At 65.1% G+C, this 21,275-nt stretch carries 18 protein-coding genes; 14 read left to right on the top strand and 4 right to left on the bottom strand.

Annotated elements, in window-relative coordinates:
• The first annotated feature begins 1 nt into the window (after position 1).
• The 13 genes from mraY (at position 2) to lpxC (ending at position 13,955) form a co-directional block, all read left to right on the top strand.
• Entirely contained in the window at positions 2-1,171 is a 1,170-nt protein-coding gene (gene mraY, locus ACEN9G_RS07035) for a phospho-N-acetylmuramoyl-pentapeptide-transferase (protein WP_056122815.1), read from the top strand.
• Between the two features lie 16 nt (positions 1,172-1,187).
• On the top strand, positions 1,188-2,693 hold the full coding sequence (gene murD / locus ACEN9G_RS07030) for a UDP-N-acetylmuramoyl-L-alanine--D-glutamate ligase (protein ID WP_483126524.1): 1,506 nt from the start codon (positions 1,188-1,190) through the stop codon (positions 2,691-2,693).
• Positions 2,693-3,919: a putative lipid II flippase FtsW gene (ftsW, locus tag ACEN9G_RS07025; protein WP_413339092.1), complete on the top strand. Its 1,227-nt coding sequence runs from the start codon at positions 2,693-2,695 to the stop codon at positions 3,917-3,919. The genes murD and ftsW overlap by 1 nt, the downstream gene beginning before the upstream one ends.
• Entirely contained in the window at positions 3,916-4,998 is a 1,083-nt protein-coding gene (gene murG, locus ACEN9G_RS07020; protein WP_413339094.1) for an undecaprenyldiphospho-muramoylpentapeptide beta-N-acetylglucosaminyltransferase, read from the top strand. Before ftsW ends, murG begins: the two co-directional genes overlap by 4 nt.
• The gene (gene murC / locus ACEN9G_RS07015; RefSeq protein ID WP_371768690.1) at positions 4,995-6,392 is read left to right on the top strand and encodes a UDP-N-acetylmuramate--L-alanine ligase; all 1,398 of its coding nucleotides are present in this window, start codon (positions 4,995-4,997) and stop codon (positions 6,390-6,392) included. The genes murG and murC overlap by 4 nt, the downstream gene beginning before the upstream one ends.
• Positions 6,389-7,363, top strand: a complete 975-nt coding sequence (locus tag ACEN9G_RS07010; RefSeq protein WP_413339097.1) for a D-alanine--D-alanine ligase — start codon at positions 6,389-6,391, stop codon at positions 7,361-7,363. Before murC ends, ACEN9G_RS07010 begins: the two co-directional genes overlap by 4 nt.
• 10 nt (positions 7,364-7,373) lie before the next feature.
• Positions 7,374-8,201: a cell division protein FtsQ/DivIB gene (locus tag ACEN9G_RS07005; RefSeq protein WP_413339099.1), complete on the top strand. Its 828-nt coding sequence runs from the start codon at positions 7,374-7,376 to the stop codon at positions 8,199-8,201.
• A 21-nt stretch (positions 8,202-8,222) separates the two neighbouring features.
• A complete protein-coding gene (ftsA, locus tag ACEN9G_RS07000; protein WP_056122830.1) occupies positions 8,223-9,455 on the top strand; it encodes a cell division protein FtsA in 1,233 nt (410 codons plus the stop codon).
• A gap of 217 nt (positions 9,456-9,672) precedes the next feature.
• Positions 9,673-10,872 carry a cell division protein FtsZ gene (gene ftsZ / locus ACEN9G_RS06995; protein ID WP_056122832.1) on the top strand — a complete coding sequence of 400 codons (1,200 nt, stop codon included), beginning with the start codon at positions 9,673-9,675 and terminating at the stop codon, positions 10,870-10,872.
• A 211-nt stretch (positions 10,873-11,083) separates the two neighbouring features.
• The gene (locus ACEN9G_RS06990; RefSeq protein ID WP_413339101.1) at positions 11,084-11,587 is read left to right on the top strand and encodes a peroxiredoxin; all 504 of its coding nucleotides are present in this window, start codon (positions 11,084-11,086) and stop codon (positions 11,585-11,587) included.
• Positions 11,588-11,594: 7 nt separating this feature from the next.
• Complete coding sequence (locus tag ACEN9G_RS06985) at positions 11,595-12,056, top strand: GNAT family N-acetyltransferase (protein ID WP_413339103.1); 462 nt, start codon at positions 11,595-11,597, stop codon at positions 12,054-12,056.
• A gap of 10 nt (positions 12,057-12,066) precedes the next feature.
• Positions 12,067-12,948, top strand: a complete 882-nt coding sequence (locus ACEN9G_RS06980; RefSeq protein WP_413339105.1) for a DMT family transporter — start codon at positions 12,067-12,069, stop codon at positions 12,946-12,948.
• 71 nt (positions 12,949-13,019) lie between these two features.
• A complete protein-coding gene (gene lpxC / locus ACEN9G_RS06975) occupies positions 13,020-13,955 on the top strand; it encodes a UDP-3-O-acyl-N-acetylglucosamine deacetylase (RefSeq protein WP_413339107.1) in 936 nt (311 codons plus the stop codon).
• Positions 13,956-14,064: 109 nt separating this feature from the next.
• On the opposite strand, the gene ACEN9G_RS06970 is transcribed toward lpxC, so the two are convergent.
• A complete protein-coding gene (locus tag ACEN9G_RS06970; protein WP_056122844.1) occupies positions 14,065-14,565 on the bottom strand; it encodes a DciA family protein in 501 nt (166 codons plus the stop codon).
• A gap of 245 nt (positions 14,566-14,810) precedes the next feature.
• Here ACEN9G_RS06970 and secA point away from each other — a divergent pair, with 245 nt between their 5' ends.
• Positions 14,811-17,594 carry a preprotein translocase subunit SecA gene (gene secA, locus ACEN9G_RS06965; RefSeq protein ID WP_413339109.1) on the top strand — a complete coding sequence of 928 codons (2,784 nt, stop codon included), beginning with the start codon at positions 14,811-14,813 and terminating at the stop codon, positions 17,592-17,594.
• 27 nt (positions 17,595-17,621) lie between these two features.
• Here the strand turns inward: secA and ACEN9G_RS06960 are convergent, their stop codons facing one another.
• The 3 genes from ACEN9G_RS06960 to ACEN9G_RS06950 all read right to left on the bottom strand — a co-directional run bounded on the left by ACEN9G_RS06960 (position 17,622) and on the right by ACEN9G_RS06950 (position 21,131).
• Positions 17,622-18,824, bottom strand: a complete 1,203-nt coding sequence (locus ACEN9G_RS06960) for an ISL3 family transposase (protein WP_413346200.1) — start codon at positions 18,822-18,824, stop codon at positions 17,622-17,624.
• Between the two features lie 178 nt (positions 18,825-19,002).
• Positions 19,003-20,013, bottom strand: coding sequence for a MerR family transcriptional regulator (locus ACEN9G_RS06955; RefSeq protein WP_413345625.1), 1,011 nt, complete (start codon positions 20,011-20,013; stop codon positions 19,003-19,005).
• Positions 20,014-20,069: 56 nt separating this feature from the next.
• Positions 20,070-21,131: an AI-2E family transporter gene (locus ACEN9G_RS06950; RefSeq protein WP_483126523.1), complete on the bottom strand. Its 1,062-nt coding sequence runs from the start codon at positions 21,129-21,131 to the stop codon at positions 20,070-20,072.
• Positions 21,132-21,275: the final 144 nt, after the last annotated feature.

The raw sequence follows: 21,275 nt of genomic DNA, 5'->3' as shown, positions 1-21,275 counted from the left end.
TATGCTGCTTTGGCTCGCACAATATTTTCAGGACTATCTGGGTCCGCTGCGCGTTTTTAACTACATCACGTTCCGCGCCGTCTTCGCGACCATCACCGCGATCAGCATCGGCATGCTGTGCGGTCCGGCCGTGATCCGCAAGCTCACCGAGATGAAGGTCGGCCAGGCCGTGCGCACGTACGGTCCGCAGACGCACCTGTCCAAGCACGGCACCCCGACCATGGGCGGCGTGCTCGTGCTGATCGCGATCGGCGTCTCGACGCTGCTGTGGTGCGACCTCTCGAACCGCCTGATCTGGCCAGTCCTCGTCGTCACGCTGGGCTTCGGCGCCATCGGCTGGGTCGACGATTACCGCAAGGTCGTCTACAAGGACCCCGAGGGCATGCGCTCGGGCGAAAAATACTTCTGGATGTCGCTGATCGGCATCACCTCGTCGCTGTACCTCGCGTTCTCCGTGTCGGCCGCGACGCCGTGGGAAGTGTGGCAGCTGTTCTTCGCATGGGTGCAGTCCGGCTTCTCGATGGACCTGCCGCCGAAGGCCGACCTGATCGTCCCGTTCTTCAAGACCATCAGCTATCCGCTGGGCGTGTGGGGCTTCATCGCGCTCACGTACTGCGTGATCGTGGGTGCCTCCAACGCCGTCAATTTCACCGATGGTCTCGACGGCCTCGCCATCATGCCGACCGTGATGGTCGGCGGCGCGCTGGGCCTGTTCGCTTATCTCACCGGTAACGCGACGTATTCGAAATACCTGTTCATCCCGCACATCCCGGGCGCCGGCGAACTGCTGATCTTCTGCGGCGCGATGGCCGGTGCGGGCCTCGCGTTCCTCTGGTATAACGCGCACCCCGCGCAGATGTTCATGGGCGACGTGGGCGCGCTGGCGCTGGGCGGCGCGCTCGGCACCATCGCCGTCATCGTGCGCCAGGAGATCGTCCTGTTCATCATGGGCGGCGTGTTCGTCGCCGAGACGCTGTCCGTGATCATCCAGGTCAGCTGGTTCAAGTACACCAAGAAGCGCTATGGCACGGGACGCCGCGTGTTCCTCATGGCGCCGCTGCACCACCATTTCGAACAGAAGGGCTGGAAGGAGACCAAGGTCGTGGTGCGGTTCTGGATCGTGACGATGATCCTGGTCCTCGTCGGTTTCTCAACCCTCAAGCTGCGCTGATAACGGGGTAACCGAGATGAACTACGACGGCAAAACCGCACTGGTACTGGGACTCGGCGAATCGGGCCTGGCGATTGCGCTGTGGCTCGCGCGCTGCGGCGCCCGCGTGCGCGTGGCCGACACGCGGGCCGAACCCGCGCGCCTGCCCGCGCTGCGCGCTGCGGTGCCGGATGCGGACTTCGTCGCCGGCCCGTTCGCCGCAAACCTGCTGGACGGCGTGGACTTCGTCGCCGTCAGCCCGGGCCTCGCCCCGAACCGCGAACTCGCGGAGATCGCGCCGGCGGCTGTCGAACGTCACGTGCCGCTGTGGGGCGAGATCGAGTTGTTCGCGCAGGCGCTGTCGGCGCTGAAGGCGGAGCAGGGGTATTCCCCGAAAGTCATCGCCATCACGGGCACCAATGGCAAGACGACGGTGACGAGCCTCACCGGCCTGCTGTGCCGCCGCGCCGGTCTCACGACGAAGGTCGCAGGCAACATCAGCCCCGCCGCACTGGACGTGCTGCGCGAGGTGCTTGATGCGGACGAGCTCCCGCAGGCCTGGGTGCTGGAACTCTCCAGCTTCCAGCTGCACACGACGTACAGCCTGAACCCGGACGCGGCGACGGTCCTGAACATCACGCAGGACCACCTCGACTGGCACGGCAGCATGGCCGCCTATGCCGCCGACAAGGCCCGCATCTTCGGCGCCGACACGGTGCGCGTGCTGAACCGCGACGACAGCGTCGTGATGGGCATGACGGCGCCGGGCGCGACGATCACCACGTTCGGCACGGGCGAACCGGATGCGCCGGGCAGCTTCGGCCTCGTGAACGAGCGCGGCGTGCTGTGGCTTGCGAATGCGAATCCTCTGGAAGAACCCGAGAAGAAGAAAAAGAAGAACGACCCGGCGCAATCAACTGAGCCGGTCGAAGTCACGATCAATCGATTGATGCCGGCCGACGCGCTGCGCATCCGCGGCCTGCACAACGCCTCCAACGCGCTGGCCGCGCTGGCGCTGTGCCGCGCTTGTGGCCTGCCGCTGGCGCCGCTGCTGCACGGCCTGCGCGACTACCAGGGCGAGCCGCACCGCGTCGAACTGGTCACCAGCATCGACAACGTCGAGTACTACGACGATTCCAAGGGCACGAACGTGGGCGCGACGGTCGCCGCGCTGGAAGGCCTCGGTAAAACGTTCGGCAAGACCGATCGCCAGATCCTGCTCATCGCGGGCGGCGACGGCAAGGGCCAGGATTTCAGCCCGCTCGCGGGCCCGTGCGCGCGCTACGTGCGCGCCGTGCTGCTGATCGGCCGCGACGGCCCCGCCATCGGCGCCGCATTGGCCCCCACCGGCGTGCCGTGCTTCGACCTGCCGGGATTGCCGGAAGCCGTGCGCCGCGCGAGCGGCCTGGCGAAATCGGGTGACGTCGTGCTGCTGTCGCCCGCGTGCGCGAGCCTGGACATGTTCACGAACTACGCGCACCGCGCCCAGGTCTTCGTCGACGCCGTGCGCGACATCGCGCTCGAGAAGGGACAGGATCTCTGATGGCTTTCCAGATCCCCTTCAAGTTCGGCGGCAGCTCCAGCGATGCGGGAAACAGCGCGATCGCGACGCGCGCACGCCCGTCGCGCATGATGGAATACGACCAGCCGCTCGTGTGGGTCGTGCTGTTGCTGATGCTGTTCGGGATGGTGATGGTGTACTCGGCGTCGATCGCGCTGCCGGACTCGCCCAAGTTCGCCTACCTCGCCGGCAAGAATAACTACTTCCTGGTGCGCCAGGCCATGTTCATCGTGATCTCGATGGTGACGGGCCTGTTCGTCTTCCGTATTCCCGTCGCGACGTGGCAGCGCTTCGCGCCGCTGATGTTCGTCGCCACGCTGGTCCTGCTGGCGCTCGTGCTGATCCCCGGCGTCGGCGTCGTCGTCAACGGCGCGCGCCGCTGGCTGTCGCTGAAGATTTTCAATTTGCAGCCGTCCGAGATCATGAAGGTGGTGTCCGTGCTGTACGCGGCCGACTTCACGGTGCGCAAGCAGCAGTACATGCACAAGCTGACGAAGGGCTTCATGCCGATGGCCGCCGCGATGGCGCTCGTCGGCGCGCTGCTGATGCTCGAACCCGACCTCGGCGCGTTCGGCGTCGTCGTCTGCATCTCGATGGGCATCCTGTTCCTCGGCGGCTTCAACATGATCTGGTTCGGCGGCATCGGCGCCATCCTCGTGCTGGTGTTCTCGACCATCATCGCGCTGTCGCCGTTCCGCCGCGCGCGCATGTTCGCGTACATGAACCCGTGGGAAGAGGGCAATGCGCTGGACAAGGCGTACCAGCTGACGCATTCGCTGATCGCGTTCGGCCGCGGCGAATTCTTCGGCGTGGGCCTGGGCGGTTCCGTCGAGAAGCTGCACTACCTGCCGGAAGCGCACACCGACTTCATCATGGCCGTCATCGGCGAGGAACTGGGTCTCGTCGGCGTGCTCATCGTGATCGGCCTGTTCTACTGGCTCGTCAAGCGCGCGTTCGACATCGGCCGCCAGGCCATCGCGCTGGAACAGCACTTCGCCGGCCTCGCCGCGAAAGGCATCGGCATCTGGATCGGCGTGCAGGTGTTCATCAACATGGGCGTGAACCTGGGCCTGCTGCCCACGAAGGGCCTGACGTTGCCGCTGATGAGCTATGGCGGTTCCGGCGTGCTGTTCAACTGCGTGGGTCTCGCGATCCTGCTGCGCATCGATTACGAAAACCGGGTACGGATGCGGGGAGGCCGTCAATGACCAGGAAGCTCATGATCATGGCCGCCGGCACCGGTGGCCACATCTTTCCCGGCATCGCCATCGCGCAATCGATGCGCGAGCGCGGCTGGGAAGTCTCGTGGCTGGGCACGCAGCACGGCATGGAAAAGGATATCGTGCCGAAGCACGGCATCCCGATGGATTCCATCGACTTCGCCGGCATGCGCGGCAAGGGCATCGCGCACACGGTGTCCGGCGCGTTCAAGCTCGTCGCCAGCTTTGCATCAATCCGCAAGTACCTCGCATTGCGCCGCCCGGACGTCGTGCTGGGCATGGGCGGCTACGTGACGGTGCCGGGCGGGATGATGGCGCGCTCGCGCGGCATCCCGTTGGCGCTCGTGAACGCGGATGCGGCCCTGCTCCTGTCGAACAAGACCTTGAGCCCGCTCGCGCAGCGCGTGCTGTTCGGCTTCCCGGCCGATTTCGGCAAGGCGGCAGGTAAAGCCGTCGTCACCGGCAACCCGGTGCGCAAGGAAATCCTCGAGATGCCCTCGCCGGGCCACCGCTTCGCCGGCCGCACCGGCCCGCTGAACATCCTCGTCGTGGGCGGCAGCCTCGGTGCGAAGGTGCTCAACGACAGCGTGCCGGCCGCGCTGGCGCTGATCCCGGAAGGGCTGCGTCCGACCGTGACCCACCAGTCGGGCAAGAAGAACATCGATGCGTTGCGTGCCGCGTACGCGCAGGCGGGCGTGCAGGCGAACGTGGTCGACTTCATCGACGACATGGCGGCGGAATATGCGAACGCGGACCTCGTGATCTGCCGCGCCGGCGCGATCACGATCTCGGAACTGACGGCGGCCGGCGTCGCGAGCGTGCTCGTGCCGTTCGTCGCCAGCACGACGAGCCACCAGCGCGACAACGCGATCTGGATGGCGGGGCAGAAGGCGGCCGTGCACCTGCCGCAAGGCGAACTGAATCCGCAGCAGCTGGCAAAGCTGCTGCAAACCACCACGCGCGACGACTGCCTGGCGATGGCCGAGGCGGCGCAGGCCGTGGGACGGCGCGACGCCAATGCGGCGATCGCGCGCGTACTTGAAGAACTGGCGAACGGCGGACAATGAAACACAAGATCAAACACATTCACTTCGTCGGCATCGGCGGCAGCGGCATGAGCGGCATCGCGGAAGTGCTGCTGAACCTCGGCTATAAAGTGTCGGGCTCGGACCTCGCGTCGAACGCGGCCAGCCAGCGCCTGCAGCAGCTGGGCGCGGACGTGCGCATCGGCCACGCGGCGGACAACATCGCCGGCGCGGACGCCGTCGTCACGTCGACCGCCGTCAACGAAGCGAATCCGGAAGTCGTCGCCGCGCGCGCCGCGAAAGTCCCCATCGTCCCGCGCGCGATCATGCTGGGTGAGTTGATGCGCCTGAAGCGCGGCATCGCCATCGCCGGCACGCACGGCAAGACGACGACGACGAGCCTCGTCGCGTCCGTGCTCGCGCAGGGTGGCCTGGACCCGACGTTCGTCATCGGCGGGCGCCTGAACAGCGCGGGCGCCAACGCGAAGCTGGGCACCGGCGACTACATCGTGGCCGAGGCGGACGAATCGGATGCGTCGTTCCTGAACCTGTCGCCGATGATCGAGGTGATCACCAACATCGACGCCGACCACATGGACACGTACGAACACGACTTCGAGAAGCTGAAGGGCGCGTTCGTCAACTTCACGCACCGCCTGCCGTTCTACGGCCGCGCGATGATGTGCATCGACGACGCGAACGTGCGGGCTATCCTGCCGCAGGTGACGAAGCCCGTGACCACGTACGGCTTTTCGGAAGACGCCGAAGTGCGCGCCCTGAACGCGCGCGCCCAGGGCATCCAGATGCATTTCACCGTGCGCCAGCAGGGCTATCCGGACACGGACTTCGTGCTGAACCAGCCGGGCATGCACAACGTGCTGAACGCCTGCTCCGCGATCGCGATCGCGCGCGAGATCGGCGTGCCGGACGAAGCGACGGCGCAGGGCCTGCGCGAATTCAACGGCGTGGGCCGCCGCTTCACGCGCTACGGCGAGATCGAACTGCCGCAGGGCGGCAGCTTCACGCTCGTCGACGACTACGGCCACCACCCGGTGGAAGCCCAGGTCACGCTGGCCGCCGCGCGCGCCGCGTATCCGGGCCGCCGCCTCGTGCTGGCGTTCCAGCCGCACCGCTATAGCCGCACCCGCGACCTGTTCGAGGACTTCGTCAAGGTGCTGGCCGCGCCGGACGTGCTGCTGCTGGCCGAGGTGTATCCGGCCGGCGAAGCCCCGATCGTGGCGGCGGACGGCCGCGCGCTCGCGCGCGCGCTGCGCGCGGGCGGCCAGGTCGAACCGATTTTCGTGGAAGCGATCGCCGACATGCCGGCGACGATCCTCAAGGTGGCGCGCGACGGCGACGTCGTGCTCACCATGGGCGCCGGCTCCATCGGCGGCGTTCCCCATCAACTGACATCGAATCAAAAGGTAACATCGTGAGCATTACGGAAACCGACGCAAAAGCCCTGGGCAAGGTCGGCGTGCTGTTCGGCGGCCTGTCCGCCGAGCGCGAGATTTCGCTGATCTCCGGCAGCGGCGTGCTGCAGGCGCTGAAATCGAAGGGGATCGACGCGCATGCGTTCGACCCGGCCGAGCGCTCGCTGGCCGAACTGGCCGCGGAAAAATTCGACCGCGTGTTCATCGCGCTGCACGGCCGCTACGGCGAGGACGGCACGCTGCAGGGCGCGCTGGAACTGCTGGGCATCCCGTACACGGGCAGCGGCGTGATGGCGTCCTCCGTCGGCATGGACAAGGTCACGACCAAGATCGTGTGGCTGGCGGCCGGCGTGCCGACGCCGCGCTACGTCACCATCGCGGCCGGTGCGAACGTCGACACGGATGCCATCGTCGCCGAACTGGGCCTGCCGCTGATCGTCAAGCCGCCGCTCGAAGGTTCCACGATCGGCATCACCAAGGTGGTCGACGCGGCAGCGCTGCAGGCCGCCGTCGACCTGGCGCGCCAGTACGACAAGGTGGTGCTGGTCGAGCAGTTCATCCAGGGCCGCGAATTTTCCGTGCCGGTGCTGGGCAGCGGCCCCACCGCGCGCGCGCTGCCGATCGTGGAGATCGTCGCACCCGAGGGCAATTACGACTACCAGAACAAGTACTTCACGGACGACACCAAGTACCACTGCCCGGCGCCGCTCGACGAAGCCACGACCAAGGCGATCCAGGCGCACGTGGTGAACGCGTACCGCGCGCTCGGCTGCGAAGGCTGGAGCCGCATCGACGTGCTGCTGCGCGCGTCGGACAACGAGCCGTTCCTGCTGGAGGTGAACACGTCGCCGGGCATGACGACGCACTCGCTCGTGCCGATGGCGGCGCGTGCCGAGGGCACGAGTTACGAAGACCTGTGCGTGGACATCCTGCGCTCCGCCAGCCTGAAAGCTGGCCAGGCCAAGAAGGGATAAGGAAGCAAAGATGTGGCATGACGTGCGAGCTCTGAACGCAACCGCCAGCGCGCTGACCGCGCTGGCGGTGCTCGCGTGCGTGGCGTCGGGAGTGTGGTGGCTGTCGCAGCGCCCGATGTTCACGTTGCGCGCGGTGCGGGTCGAGAGCATGTACGGGCTGGACCTGCAGCACGTGAACGAGCTGACGGTGCGTAACGGGGTGCTCGGGAAGATCAGCGGTAACTTCTTCACGACCGACCTCGAACAGGTGCGCACGACCTTCGAGGCCGTGCCGTGGGTGCGCAAGGCCAGCGTGCGCCGCGAGTGGCCGAACCAGCTGATCGTGCAGGTGGAAGAGCACGAGGCGCTCGGTACCTGGGGCGAGGACGGCAAGCTGTTGTCGGTGAAAGGCGACGTGTTCACGGCCAACCTGGGCGAGGCCGAGACCGACGAGGACCACGCACTGCCTGCGTTCGATGGTCCTCCCGGCAGCGAGAAGGAAGTGCTGACGCGCTTCGCGGAACTGCGCCGCTGGTTCGCGCCGATCCGCCTGATGCCGGAGTCGATCAGCCTGTCGAACCGCTACGCCTGGACCGTGAAGCTGAACAATGGCATGAGCGTGGAGCTGGGGCGCGAGAAGGACAAGGACACGCTGCACGGGCGCGTGCAGCGGCTGGTGAGCATTTACCCCCAGCTGGTGGCTAGACTGCAGGAGGGGCGCATCGATACGATCGACATGCGCTATCCGAACGGTCTCGCATTGTCCTCGGCGGCATTGACCGTGCCGGCGGATGCGACCAAGCCCGTGAAGGCGGCAGTGAAGAAAAAAACAAATACCAAAACTACAAAGCAGATCTAATTTAAGCAGGCGACAGCAAACATGACAAAAGACGCGAAGAACCTGATCGTCGGCCTCGACATCGGTACCTCGAAGGTGGTGGCGGTAGTGGCCGAAGTGATGGCCGATGGCCGCCACGAGGTGATCGGACTGGGCCAGCACGAATCCAAGGGTTTGAAGAAGGGCGTTGTCGTCAACATCGAAGCGACCGTCGAATCCATCCAGCGCGCGCTCGAGGAAGCCGAGCTGATGGCCGACTGCAAGATCCGCAACGTGTATGCGGGGATCGCCGGCAGCCATATCCGTTCGTTCAACTCGAGCGGCATGGTCGCCATCAAGGACAAGGAAGTGACGGCCACGGACGTGGCGCGCGTGATCGAGACGGCGAAGGCCGTGAACATCCCGACCGACCAGCAGCTGCTGCACACGGTGCCGCAGGAATTCATCGTCGACAACCAGGAAGACGTGCGCGAGCCGATCGGCATGAGCGGCATCCGCCTCGAGGTGCGCGTGCACATCGTCACCGGTGCGGTGTCCGCGGTCCAGAATATTGTAAAGTGCGTGCGCCGCTGCGGCCTCGAGGTGTCGGACCTGATCCTGCAGCCGATGGCGTCGGCCGATTCCGTGCTGACGAACGACGAGAAGGAACTGGGCGTCGTGCTGATCGACATCGGCGGCGGCACCACCGACATCGCGGTGTTCAGCGATGGCGCGATCCGCCACACGGCCGTGCTGCCGATCGCCGGCGACCAGATCACGAGCGACATCGCGATGGCGCTGCGCACGCCGACCGGCGAGGCGGAAGAGATCAAGATCCGCTACGGCGTGGCCAAGCAGGTGCTGGCCGATCCGGGCGAGTCGCTGGAAGTGCCGGGCCTCGGCGACCGCGGTCCGCGTTCGCTGTCGCGCCAGGCGCTGGCTGCCGTGATCGAGCCGCGCGTGGAAGAACTGTTCGCGATGGTGCACCAGGTCGTGCGCGAGTCCGGCTACGAAGGCGTGCTCTCGTCGGGCATCGTGCTGACGGGCGGTTCGTCGATCATGCCGGGCATGATCGAAATGGCGGAAGACATCTTCCTGAAGCCGGCGCGCCTCGGCACGCCGGAATACCGCGGCCAACTGGCGGACGTCGTGCGCAGCCCGCGCTACGCGACGGTCCTCGGTCTGCTGCTGGAAGCGAAAAAACAGTACCTGCGCGGTCATATCGTCACCCGTCAGGACGGGTCGGTGAAGGCAGTGTGGCAACGAATGAAAGAGTGGTTCCTCGGGAATTTCTGAGGCGGCGGAGGACCGCAGCGCGCGTGAGCCAGGATGGGAACAACGTAAACGCAACGCGTGGCGGGTTTTTCGGAGTGGTTGTAACAGCTAGTAGCAGATTTGCTTGGTAACGGACACGAAACATTTTTAAAATAGTGGCGCGTTTCCAATCTCGAGTCCTGGCTTCTTGTGCGAGGATTCGGGCTTGGAAACGGCTCATCGAGATTAGGAGTTCATCATGGAGTTCGATATGGTCGATAACGCAGCATTGGGCACGGTCATCAAGGTCGTCGGCGTTGGCGGCGCGGGTGGCAATGCGGTCCAGCATATGATCAACAAGGGCGTCGCCGGCGTGGAGTTCATCGCGGCGAATACCGACGCCCAGGCGCTGGCCGCATCCAGCGCCCACAACATCATCCAGATCGGCGAGTCCGGCCTGGGTGCGGGCATGCGTCCGGAAATCGGCCGCCAGCTGGCCGAGCAATCGCGCATGCGCATCGAAGACGCGCTGCGCGGTGCGCACATGGTCTTCATCGCCGCCGGCATGGGCGGCGGCACGGGCACCGGCGCCGCGCCGATCGTCGCGGAAGTCGCCAAGAGCCTGGGCGCGCTGACCGTGGCCGTCGTCTCGAAGCCGTTCTCGTACGAAGGCCAGAAGTGCATGGACGTCGCCGAAAACGGCCTGAACGAACTGACCAAGCACGTCGACTCGCTGATCGTCATCCTGAACGAGAAGCTGGAAGACATCTACGAAGACGAATCGATGCTGGACTGGATGAAGCATGCGGACGATGTGCTGAACAACGCCGTCGCCGGTATCGCCGAGATCATCAACGTCCCGGGCCACATCAACGTCGACTTCAACGACGTGAAGACCATCATGAGCGAGCAGGGCAAGGCCATGATGGGTACCGCGACCGCGTCGGGCGTCGACCGCGCGCGCATCGCCGCCGAGCAGGCCGTCGCTTCGCCGCTGCTGGACGGCATCGACCTGTCGGGCGCGAAGGGCGTCCTGGTGAACGTCACCGCATCGCGCGGCCTGAAAGGCAAGGAGATCAAGGAAGTCATGGCCGCCGTGCGCGCCTTCGCGGCACCGGACGCCGCGATCGCACAAGGCATCGCCTACGACGACGAGATGGGCGACGAACTGCGCGTGACCGTCGTCGCGACGGGCCTGGGCAAGAACAAGGCCAACATCTCGCTGGTGCAGCCGCAGCAGGTGCTGCGCACCGGCACGTACGGCGCGCCGATGATGTCGGGCACCCCGGGCGTGACGGCCGGCGTGACCATGGGTACGGCGACCGCCGGCGCGATGGACGGCATGAAGCAGCCGGCCGTGTGGCGCCGCGAGCAGGCCTCCGAGCAGGTGCGCGCGATGCAGAACAACGGTGTCGAGACCTACGACATCCCGGCGTTCCTGCGCAAGCAAGCCGACTAAGTAGCAGACTCCAACGCCGGCTGACCACCGGCGCTCCATGATGCGGGGCCAGGCTGTTCCAAGCAGCCTGGCCTTTCGTTTTTGAGAACCGGGGTCAGAGCCCGATTTTTGGAAATGGCTCGTGGGCAGTTGCCAAAATAAGGGCTCTGACCCCGGTTCTATTTGGTTCAGGCATACTTGCGGGTTCTGAAACTTTGAAAGGAATACCACCATGACGATCCAGATCGGCGACCGCCTGCCGGAAGGCGCCCTGCAAGAATTCATCGACGTCGAAACCGAAGGCTGCGCGCTCGGTCCGAACACGTTCAACGTGGCTGACCTCGTGAAAGGTAAAACCATCGCCATCTTCGGCCTGCCGGGCGCCTTCACCCCGACCTGCTCCGCGCAGCACCTGCCCGGCTACATCCAGCTGGCCGACCAGCTGAAAGCCAAGGGCGTCGACGAGATCTGGTGCATCTCCGTGAACGACGCATTCGTGATGGGCGCGTGGGGCCGCGACCAGAAGGCCACCGGCATCGTGCGCATGATGGCCGACGGCAGCGCCACGTTCACCAAGGCGCTGGGCCTGGAATTCGACCTCGTCGCCAAGGGCTTCGGCGTGCGCTCGAAGCGCTACTCGATGCTGGTGCAGGACGGCGTCGTCAAGCAGCTGAACATCGAGAACGGCGGCTTCGACGTGTCGTCGGCCGAGACGCTGCTCAAGCAACTGGGCTGATCGACCCTTGATCATCAACACCGAAACGCCGGACCAGCCCGAGGTGCGCGACATGCTCGCGCGCCTCGACGCGTACTGCGCCGCGCTGTATCCGGCCGAGAGCAACCACCTGATGGACGTCGCGTCGCTGATGCAGGGCGACGTGCTGTTCCTGGTCGCGCGCGACGTGGACGGTGCGGCGGTCGGGTGCGCGGCGCTCGTCAACCAGCAGGAGTATGGCTCAGTTTATGGTGAGATCAAACGCATGTTCGTGGACGAGCGCAAGCGCGGCCTCGGCACCGGGCGCAAGCTGCTCGAGCACCTCGTGATGTTCGCGCGGATGTCCGGCCTGTCGGTGCTGCGCCTGGAGACCGGCATTCACCAGCCGGAAGCCATCGGGTTGTACGAGCGTCTCGGCTTCGAGCGCCGCGCGCCGTTCGGCGATTACCGGGAGGATCCGCTGTCGCTGTTCATGGAGATGCCGCTTTGAGAGATCGCCCATGAGCCGCCTCGCCGGGAATCTGCGCAGCATCCGCGCGATGCTGGTCTGCGTCGCCATGTTCTCCATTATGGACATGACGATGAAGCTCCTGTCCGCGCACTTCCCGGCGATGCAGGTGGCGTCGATCCGCGCGTTGTCCGCACTGCCGCTCGTCGGCGCTTATCTATTCTGGCGCGGCGGACAGCGGTCGCTCTTGCAGATCCGCTGGCCGCTGCACCTGCTGCGCGGCGCGATCGGCATCGCGATGCTGGCGCTGTTCACGTACGGCCTCAAGACGCTGTCGCTGGCCGAAGCGTATTCGATCTTTTTCATCGGCCCGATCCTGATCACGGTGCTGTCCGTGTTCGTGCTGGGCGAGCGCGTGAACGGCGCGCGCTGGATCGCGATCGGCGTCGGCATGGCCGGCGTGCTCGTCGTGCTGCGGCCGACCGGTGCCGGCTTTTTCTCGCTGGGCGGACTCGCGGTGCTGACCGCGGCCGTGTGCTATGCCGTGTCGGCCGTGGCCGGACGCGTGCTCGCGCGCACGGACCGAGGCGAGCACATGATGTTCTGGCTGATGGTGCTGATGGCCATCGGTGCAACGCCCATGGCCGCGCCCGCGTGGGTGCCCGTGCAGGCCGGGCACTGGCTGCTGATCCTGATGCTGGCCGTGAGCGGCTTTTTCGGCCAGCTGGCGCTGACGGAGGCGTTCAGCCACGGCGAGGCGTCCGTGGTGGCGCCGTTCGAATACACGGCGCTGGCCTGGGGCGTGGCCATCGACTGGCTCATGTGGAAAACCTTGCCAGATGAATACACTTTACTGGGCGCCGCCATCATCATTGGCAGTGGCCTGTACCTGATCCGCCACGAAACCACTCACGCGGAAGCCGAGCATCCTTGAAAACGTGGTGTTCCTGCCACCGGGGCAGGCGGGTCCCGGCAAGGCTGTAAACGCTACGATATAATCGAACGATGCTCAAACAACGAACCATCAAACAACTGGTGCGCACGACAGGTGTCGGCTTGCACTCCGGAACCAAGGTCGAGCTGACCCTGCGTCCGGCGGCCGCCGATACGGGCATCGTGTTCCGCCGCGTCGATCTCGACCCCATCGTCGAGTTCCCGTCGAATGCCGATATCGTGGGCGATACGCGCATGGCGTCGGTGCTCACGCAGGGCAATGCGCGCGTCTCGACCGTCGAGCACCTGATGTCGGCCTGCGCCGGCCTCGGCATCGACAACCTGTACGTCGACGTCACGGCCGAAGAGATTCCGATCATGGACGGTTCCGCGTCGTCGTTCGTCTTCCTGCTGCAGCAAGCGGGTGTGCAGGAGCAGGCCGCGCCCAAGAAGTTCATCCGCGTGCTGAAACCCGTGGAAGTCCGCCAGGGCAGCGGTGCCAACGAGAAATGGGCGCGCCTGACCCCGTACGACGGCTTCAAGCTCGACTTCTTCATCGAATTCAACCACCCGGCCGTGGACGGCACGACGCAGCGCGCGATCGTCGACTTCGGCAAGGTCTCGTACGTGCACGACGTGGCGCGTGCCCGCACGTTCGGCTTCATGCAGGACGTGGAAAGCCTGCGCGGCATGGGCCTGGCGCGCGGCGGTTCGCTGGAAAACGCGATCGTGATGGACGAGTACCGCATCCTGAATGCGGACGGCCTGCGCTACGACGACGAGTTCGTGCGCCATAAAATCCTCGACGCGATCGGCGACCTGTATCTCGTCGGCTCGCCGCTGCTGGCCAGCTACGAGGCGCACAAGTCGGGCCACGGCCTGAACAACCTGCTGCTGCGCGAGCTGTTGGCGCATCCTGATTCGTACGAGATCGTGACGTTCGATGCGCAGGAGCGGGCGCCGGTGTCCTACGGCGCGCAGATGGAAAGGGAGTGGGCGCTGACCTAACTGCCGTCATTCCCGCTCAGGCGGGAATAGTGCCACTGGCACTATTCCCTCCATACGCCGTGTGCTCGCTGGCTCAGCATGGGTTCCCGCTTCCGCGGGAACGACGTTGTTATTTCTTCCGTCTCTCCGCCAGCCTCTTGATTGCCGCGATCAGCGCCGCGTTCTGCGGCGTTTCCGGCAACGTCTCCCCCAACTGCTCGAACGCATCCACCGCCGTCGGCGGCAAGGTCAGCGAGGACGGCTTCAGCTCCTCGCGCACGGGCACGTTCGGCCGCATCTGGATCTTGATGCGCACGTTCTCCACCTGCCATCCCTTTTTCTGCAAACCCGCCTGCAACTTGGGCAGCTGCTGCTTGAGCTTGGCCGCGACGGCGGAAGAGGGCACGGCGAGGGTCAGCACGGCATCCTGGAACGACAGCACGTCGCAGCCGGCGTACATCGGCGGCAGGATTACCTTGACGTCACGCTGCAAATTGCCCACGCGCAGGGCGGTCGGCATCAGGGCGGCGAGGCGGTCGTTGGCGCGCAGGAAGTCGGTCGCGACGAACGACGTCTTGCGGTCGCGGGTGCCGTAGATGTGGAAGGGACGCTGGTTCGAAGAAGACTGCATGCTCGGAACATACCACAGCCGCCGGCCCTGCCGCGAAGAATCGTGCACCTTGTGTGAAATCGAATGCAATTCGATAACATTTTTTGCCAGCCGCACTTGTGATCCGCCGGGCGACCCCCAAGTGTGGCCGGATCGCATGATAAAATCGGTGGCTTTTTGCCATTGGTGCTCTCGGGGAGATATGTTTTTGCTATCATCCTGGGCTCCTCGGACCTTTTTCGCGGCGTACTTTTGAAGAACACAGCATGTCATTCCTGACCAAGATTTTCGGCAGCCGTAACCAGCGTCTGCTCAAGCAATACCAAAAATCCGTACGCGAGATCAACGCGCTCGAGCCGCAGATGGAAGCGCTGTCCGATGCCGATCTCCAGGCAAAGACAAACGAATTCAAGCAACGCCTGGCCGGGGGCGCCACGCTGGACGATATCCTCGTGGAAGCCTTCGCCGTCTGCCGCGAAGCCGCCAAGCGCGTCATGAAGATGCGCCACTTCGACGTGCAGCTGATCGGCGGCATGGTCCTCCACTACGGCAAGATCGCCGAGATGGGCACCGGCGAGGGTAAAACGCTGATGGCGACCCTGCCCGTGTACCTGAACGCGCTGTCCGGCAAGGGCGTGCACGTCGTGACGGTCAACGATTACCTGGCCCAGCGCGACGCCGAGCAGATGGGCCGCCTGTACGGCTGGCTCGGTTTGACGACGGGCGTGAACCTGTCGCAGATGGATCACGACAGCAAGCAGAAGGCCTACGGTTCCGACATCACCTACGGCACCAACAACGAATACGGTTTCGACTACCTGCGCGACAACATGGTCTACGAGATGCGCGAGCGCGTGCAGCGTGGCCTGAACTTCGCCGTGGTCGACGAGGTGGACTCGATCCTGATCGACGAAGCGCGTACGCCGCTGATCATTTCCGGGCAGGCCGAGAACCACACCGAGCTGTACCACAAGATCAACGAAGTCCCGCCGCTGCTGACCCTGCAGATCGGCGAGGAGACCCCGGACGGCAAGGGCAACATCGAAGTCCCGGGCGACTACACGAAGGACGAGAAGGCGCACACCGTGCTGCTGACCGAGGCCGGCCACGAAAAGGCCGAGGCCATCCTCACGAAGATGGGCCTGCTGCCGGAAGGCGCCTCGCTGTACGACGCCGCCAACATCACGCTGATCCACCACCTGTACGCCGCCCTGCGCGCGCACGTGCTGTACCACAAGGACCAGCACTACGTCGTGCAGAACAACGAGGTCGTGATCGTCGACGAATTCACCGGCCGCCTGATGACGGGCCGCCGCTGGTCCGACGGCCTGCACCAGGCCGTGGAAGCGAAAGAGGGTGTGCGCATCCAGAACGAGAACCAGACGCTGGCCTCGATCACGTTCCAGAACTACTTCCGCATGTACAGCAAGCTGTCGGGCATGACGGGTACGGCGGACACGGAAGCGTACGAATTCCAGGAGATCTACGGCCTGGAAACCGTCGTCGTCCCGCCGAACCGTCCGTCGCAGCGCAAGGACCGCCAGGACCAGGTGTACAAGACGGCGCAGGAAAAATACCAGGCGATGGTGAACGACATCCGCGACTGCTACGAGCGCGGCCAGCCGGTCCTCGTCGGTACGACGTCGATCGAGAACTCGGAACTGCTGTCGGGCATCCTGGACCAGGCCAAGCTGCCGCACAACGTGCTGAACGCGAAGCAGCACGCCCGCGAGGCGGAGATCATCGCGCAGGCCGGTCGTCCGAAGATGATCACCATCGCCACCAACATGGCCGGCCGCGGTACTGACATCGTCCTGGGCGGCAACGTCGAGAAGCAGATCCAGTTCATCGAAGCGGACGAATCGCTGTCGCCGGAACAGAAGGCCGAGCAGTCGGCCAAGCTGCGCGAGGAATGGCAATCGCTGCACGACCACGTCGTCGCGCAGGGCGGCCTGCACATCATCGGCACCGAACGCCACGAGTCGCGCCGCGTCGACAACCAGCTGCGCGGCCGTTCGGGCCGCCAGGGCGACCCGGGTTCGTCGCGCTTCTACCTGTCGCTGGACGACCCGTTGCTGCGCATCTTCGCGGGCGACCGCGTGCGCGCCGTGATGGACCGCCTCAAGATGCCGGAAGGCGAACCGATCGAAGCGGGCATGGTCACGCGCTCGATCGAAGGCGCGCAGCGCAAGGTCGAGGCCCGCAACTTCGACATCCGCAAGCAGCTGCTGGAATACGACGACGTCGCCAACGACCAGCGCAAGGTGATCTACACCCAGCGTAACGAGTTGCTGGAAGCGGCCGACATCTCCGAGCTGATCGCCAGCTTGCGCATCGGCGTGTTCACCGACGTCGTGCGCACCCATGTGCCGGCGGAGTCGGTGGAAGAGCAGTGGGACATTCCGACGCTGGAGCGCGTGCTGGCCGACGAATGGGCCCTGCCGGTGCCGCTGGCGAAGATGCTGGAGGAAGAGCCGAACCTGAACGACGACGACATCCTCGAACGCGTGCTGGCCGCCGCGGAGAGCTCGTACGAAGCGAAGGTCGGCATCGTCGGCAAGGAAGCGTTCGGCGGCTTCGAGCGCAACGTCATGCTGCAGAACATCGACACGCACTGGCGCGAGCACCTGGCCGCGCTGGACCACCTGCGCCAGGGCATCCACCTGCGCGGTTATGCGCAGAAGAACCCGAAGCAGGAATACAAGCGCGAAGCGTTCGAACTGTTCGGCGCGATGCTCGACCAGATCAAGAACGAAGTCATCCGCACCATCATGACCGTCCGCATCCAGACCCGCGAGGAAGTCGAGGCGGCGGAAGCGGCGATGCAGGCAGCGGCTGCACACCTGGAAAACGTCAACTACCAGCACGCCGACTTCGACCCGACGGCGGCGCCGGAAGAACTGATGGCACCGCTCGCAGTCACTCCAGGCACGACGGCGATGGCGGACGATCCGGCCACCACCTACATGGGCGTGAAGGTCGGCCGCAACGACCCGTGCCCGTGCGGCAGCGGCAAGAAGTTCAAGGCTTGCCACGGCAAGCTGGCGTGATGCCGTAACCCCCAAAAAAAAGGTTCTTCACGGATTTCCGGGAAACGCGGCTTTGATCTTCAGGAAGAAGAAGGCGCTATCCCGGTAGCCGTAGGCCATCCGCTTCATTACTTTGATGCGGTTGTTGATACCCTCGAGTTGGCCGGTGTGCATCGGCCAGCGTAATCTGGACACGATGCCGCGCCAGTATGGTCGGAGTTTGGCGGCGAACTTACGCAGCGCCTCGATACCGCTGTCTCGTGCCATGGCGAGCCAGTTACGCCAGGAGGCAAGCCACGACCTGGCACTGCCATGCTGCCATAGCTCTTTCAAACTGGCCTTCATGACGTAGACGGTCATCAAAGTCTGGTTCGCCGTGAGCAGTTCGTTGAGCGTGGTTCGCTGGTCGGGTGGCACGTTCTCCGGATTGCGCAGCAGGAGCCAGCGAGCTCGCTTCACGACCTTGCGTTGAGGGCGGTTGTCGCGCAGACGATTGGCCTCGTCGACACGTACGCGGTCGATTACTTCACGGCCGTACTTGGCGATGACGTGAAACAGATCGTAGACGACACGGGCGTTCGGACAGTGCTGCCGTACTTCCAGGTCGAATGCCGTGTTCATGTCCATCGCGACGGCTTCGATATTGGTACAACGCCGCACGCCAAGCCAGTCGAAAAACGGCCGGATCGCCTCACGGCTGCGACCTTCTCCAACCCAAAGGACGCGTCGGGTATCGGCATCCAGCACAACGGTTGCGTAACGATGGCCCTTGAAAAGGGCGAATTCATCCATCACAAGCCGCTTTGGCTGTGGCTCGGGCAGTGCGGCCAGTTGGCGTTCCAGCCGGGCGCGCTCGATCGTACGCACCGTTTCCCAATGCAGACCAGCGAGCTTGCAGACGTGAGCGACAGGCAGTTTTTCGCACCATCGACTCACGAAATCGGCCAGCGAGCGGGTTACTCGAGCGTGGCGATCAAGCCAGCTCACGCGCTCGGTTCGTGTGCCGCATTGTCCGCACCGAAGGCGCCTGATCGGTACTCGCAACCACACCGGTTGCCCGAACATCGGCAGCTCTCGAATATGCCTTACTCCTGCTTCGTGCACGCGATAGCAGTGATGGCCACACCCACTACAAACCATCGGAGCCGATGGACAGCGCCGCAGATCGATCCATATGGCGTCGGCACGCCGTTCCAATTTTGATGCGATGAAGCCTTCCCAGAACGGGAGCTCGAGATTATGATTCGTCATGAAAGCGGTAAGTTGAGTCAGGTTTTGTTGGTCGCACAACAAGTCTAACTCTTCTTTACCGCTTTCTTTGTTTACCGGTTACTTCCCGCTAATCCGTGAAGAACCAAAAAAAAGGCACCCGCGGGTGCCTTTTTTGTTGCTTAAAACCGGGCTCTGACCCCGGTTTTAAGCAATTGCTTCAGGTACTTAGCGCCTTGCGCAGCCAGGCCAGCGTCGCGTCGCCGATGCCCGGCCCCATGCGCAGCAGGGGTTCCGTCGCGGTGGCCTTGCGGAAGGCGTCGACGTCTTGCGGGGCCGTGCCGACCATGTCGTGGAACAGCGCCATCCATTGGCGTCCCAGGTCGCGCGCGCGCGGGCCCGTTGCGTCCGGATCGGCCTTGATCTCGGCCTGTACTTGCGCGATCAGCGGCGTCCATTCGTGGCCGCGCGCGGCGATGTGGCGGCGCATGCGGTCGAGGACTTCCGGCCGCAGGTATTTCGCCCACGTGTCGAATTTCAGCTCGCCGACGGCGGCCTTCACGTAGTCGAAAATCTGCGCCGGCATGCCGACGGCGTCCTTTTCGCGCTCGACCATCGCGTTCAGCTTTGCCTGCAGCGCCGCGTCGCCTCCGGTGTCGCGGTCGAATGTCTGCAGCCAGCGCAGCGCGAAGGCCTTGGCGGCATCCGAGCCCGGGGGCACCTGCGATTCGATCAGGCCGCGCACCTGTTCGACCATCGCCTGCCATTGCGCCTGGGCGGCGTCGCTGCGGACCATCGGCAGCCGTTCCAGTTCCTCCTTGGTGAAATAGCGTTCGTACACGTTGATCATGTCCATGGTGTTCTCCAATGTGGTGAGCCACGTGGACAGGTCCGGCGCGCTGCCTTGCACGAGTTGCGCGCGCACGCGCAGCAGCTGGTCGCGCAGGCGCCTGGCTTCCGCCATGCGCGTTTCGAGCGCTTCCAGCTGGCGGTCGACGATCGCCAGCGGCGAGCCGGCCGGACTGTCCAGCGTGAGGGCGATGTCGGCGAGGCTCAGGCCGAACGCGCGCAGGGCCTGGATGCGGTGCAGGCGGGCCACGTCGTCGCGGTCGTAGAGCCGGTAGCCGGCATCGGAACGCGCCGAAGGACGGAGCAGGCCGATGCTGTCGTAGTGGTGCAGGGTGCGCACCGTCAGGTTGGCCAGGGCGGCCAGCTCTCCTACTTTCAGCATCGTTCGTCTCCGTTTTTCAGCGTGCGGACAGTCTCGGGCCTCACGTTAGGTGAGGGTCAAGCGGTACGCGCCTCGCGCAACGCGCGCGCCTCGTGCCACAACGTGACGAACAAGGTCATCACGACGGGCCCGACGAACAGCCCGATGAGACCCAGCGTCTCGACGCCGCCGAGGATGCCCAGCAGGACGGCGACGAACGGCAGCTGCGTCGCATTGCCGATCATCGCCGGCCGCACGAAGTGATCCGCGATGAACAGGATGATGGCGCCCCAGGCGAGGATCCCGATCGCCGCGATCGTCGCGCCCTGGTACGCGAGCAGCGCGGCGGCGGCGCCGAAGGCGAGCGGGGCGCCGAACGGGATGATGGCGAGGACGCCCGTCGCGGCGGCCCACAGCACGGCCGACGGCAGGCCCGCGATCTGGTAGCCGATGCCCAGCAGGACGCCTTCCGCGAGGCCGACGAGCACGAGGCCGTTGACGGTGGCGCGCACCGCGACGGGCACCTTCAGCGAGAACAAGGTCCAGCGCCGCGTGCCGATCAGGTGGGCGCCGATGGCGTCCGTCTGGCGCTGCAGCGCGGCCCCGTCCTTGTAGAAGAAGAACAGGCACAGGAAGGCGAACAGCATGTCGACGAGGCGGTGCATGACGCCGCTGCCGACCCGTTTCAGCACTTCGCTGGCGGTCTGCATGCGGCCCACGGAGCCGTCCTGCAGCAGGTGCGCGAGGCCGTGCGGCTGGCCGAGCGTGGCCAGCCACCAGTTGTAGATGGCGTCGCCGGCGAACGGGATGCGGTGCAGCCACTCGGGCGCCGCGAGGCCTTCCGTATTGGCGCTCGCGACCAGTTGCGCCAGCGCGGGCGCCTGGCGCGCGGCCGACGTGACGCCCAGCGCGAGCGGCGCGATGAACACGATGGCGACGATGATGGTGACGAGGGCCGCCGCGACGATCGTGCGCCCGCCCAGCGCCGTGCGGACGCGCGCGTACAGCGGCCATGTGGCGATGCACAGGATCGCGGCCCACAGCAGCGGCAGGATGAAGCGCTGCGTCACGAACAGGGCACACAGGACGATCGCCAGCGAAAAGCCGGCGCTCATTACATCGCGTTGGTTGTCGGTCATTACTCCTCCGGTGGATGGGCCATCTTACCAAAGCGTCATCGCCGGGTAAGTAGTGTTGCCGATTATTAAGTGGTCAACTTAAGCGTGTATTAACAGCGGCTGCCCGTCCGTGCATGTCGCCCGCAGGCGGTACAATACCGGACC

The organism is Massilia sp. Masssp94 (genome assembly GCF_059491305.1).
The sequence above is the reverse complement of the archived record's forward strand: the minus strand, read 5'-3'. Positions and strand labels throughout refer to the sequence as shown.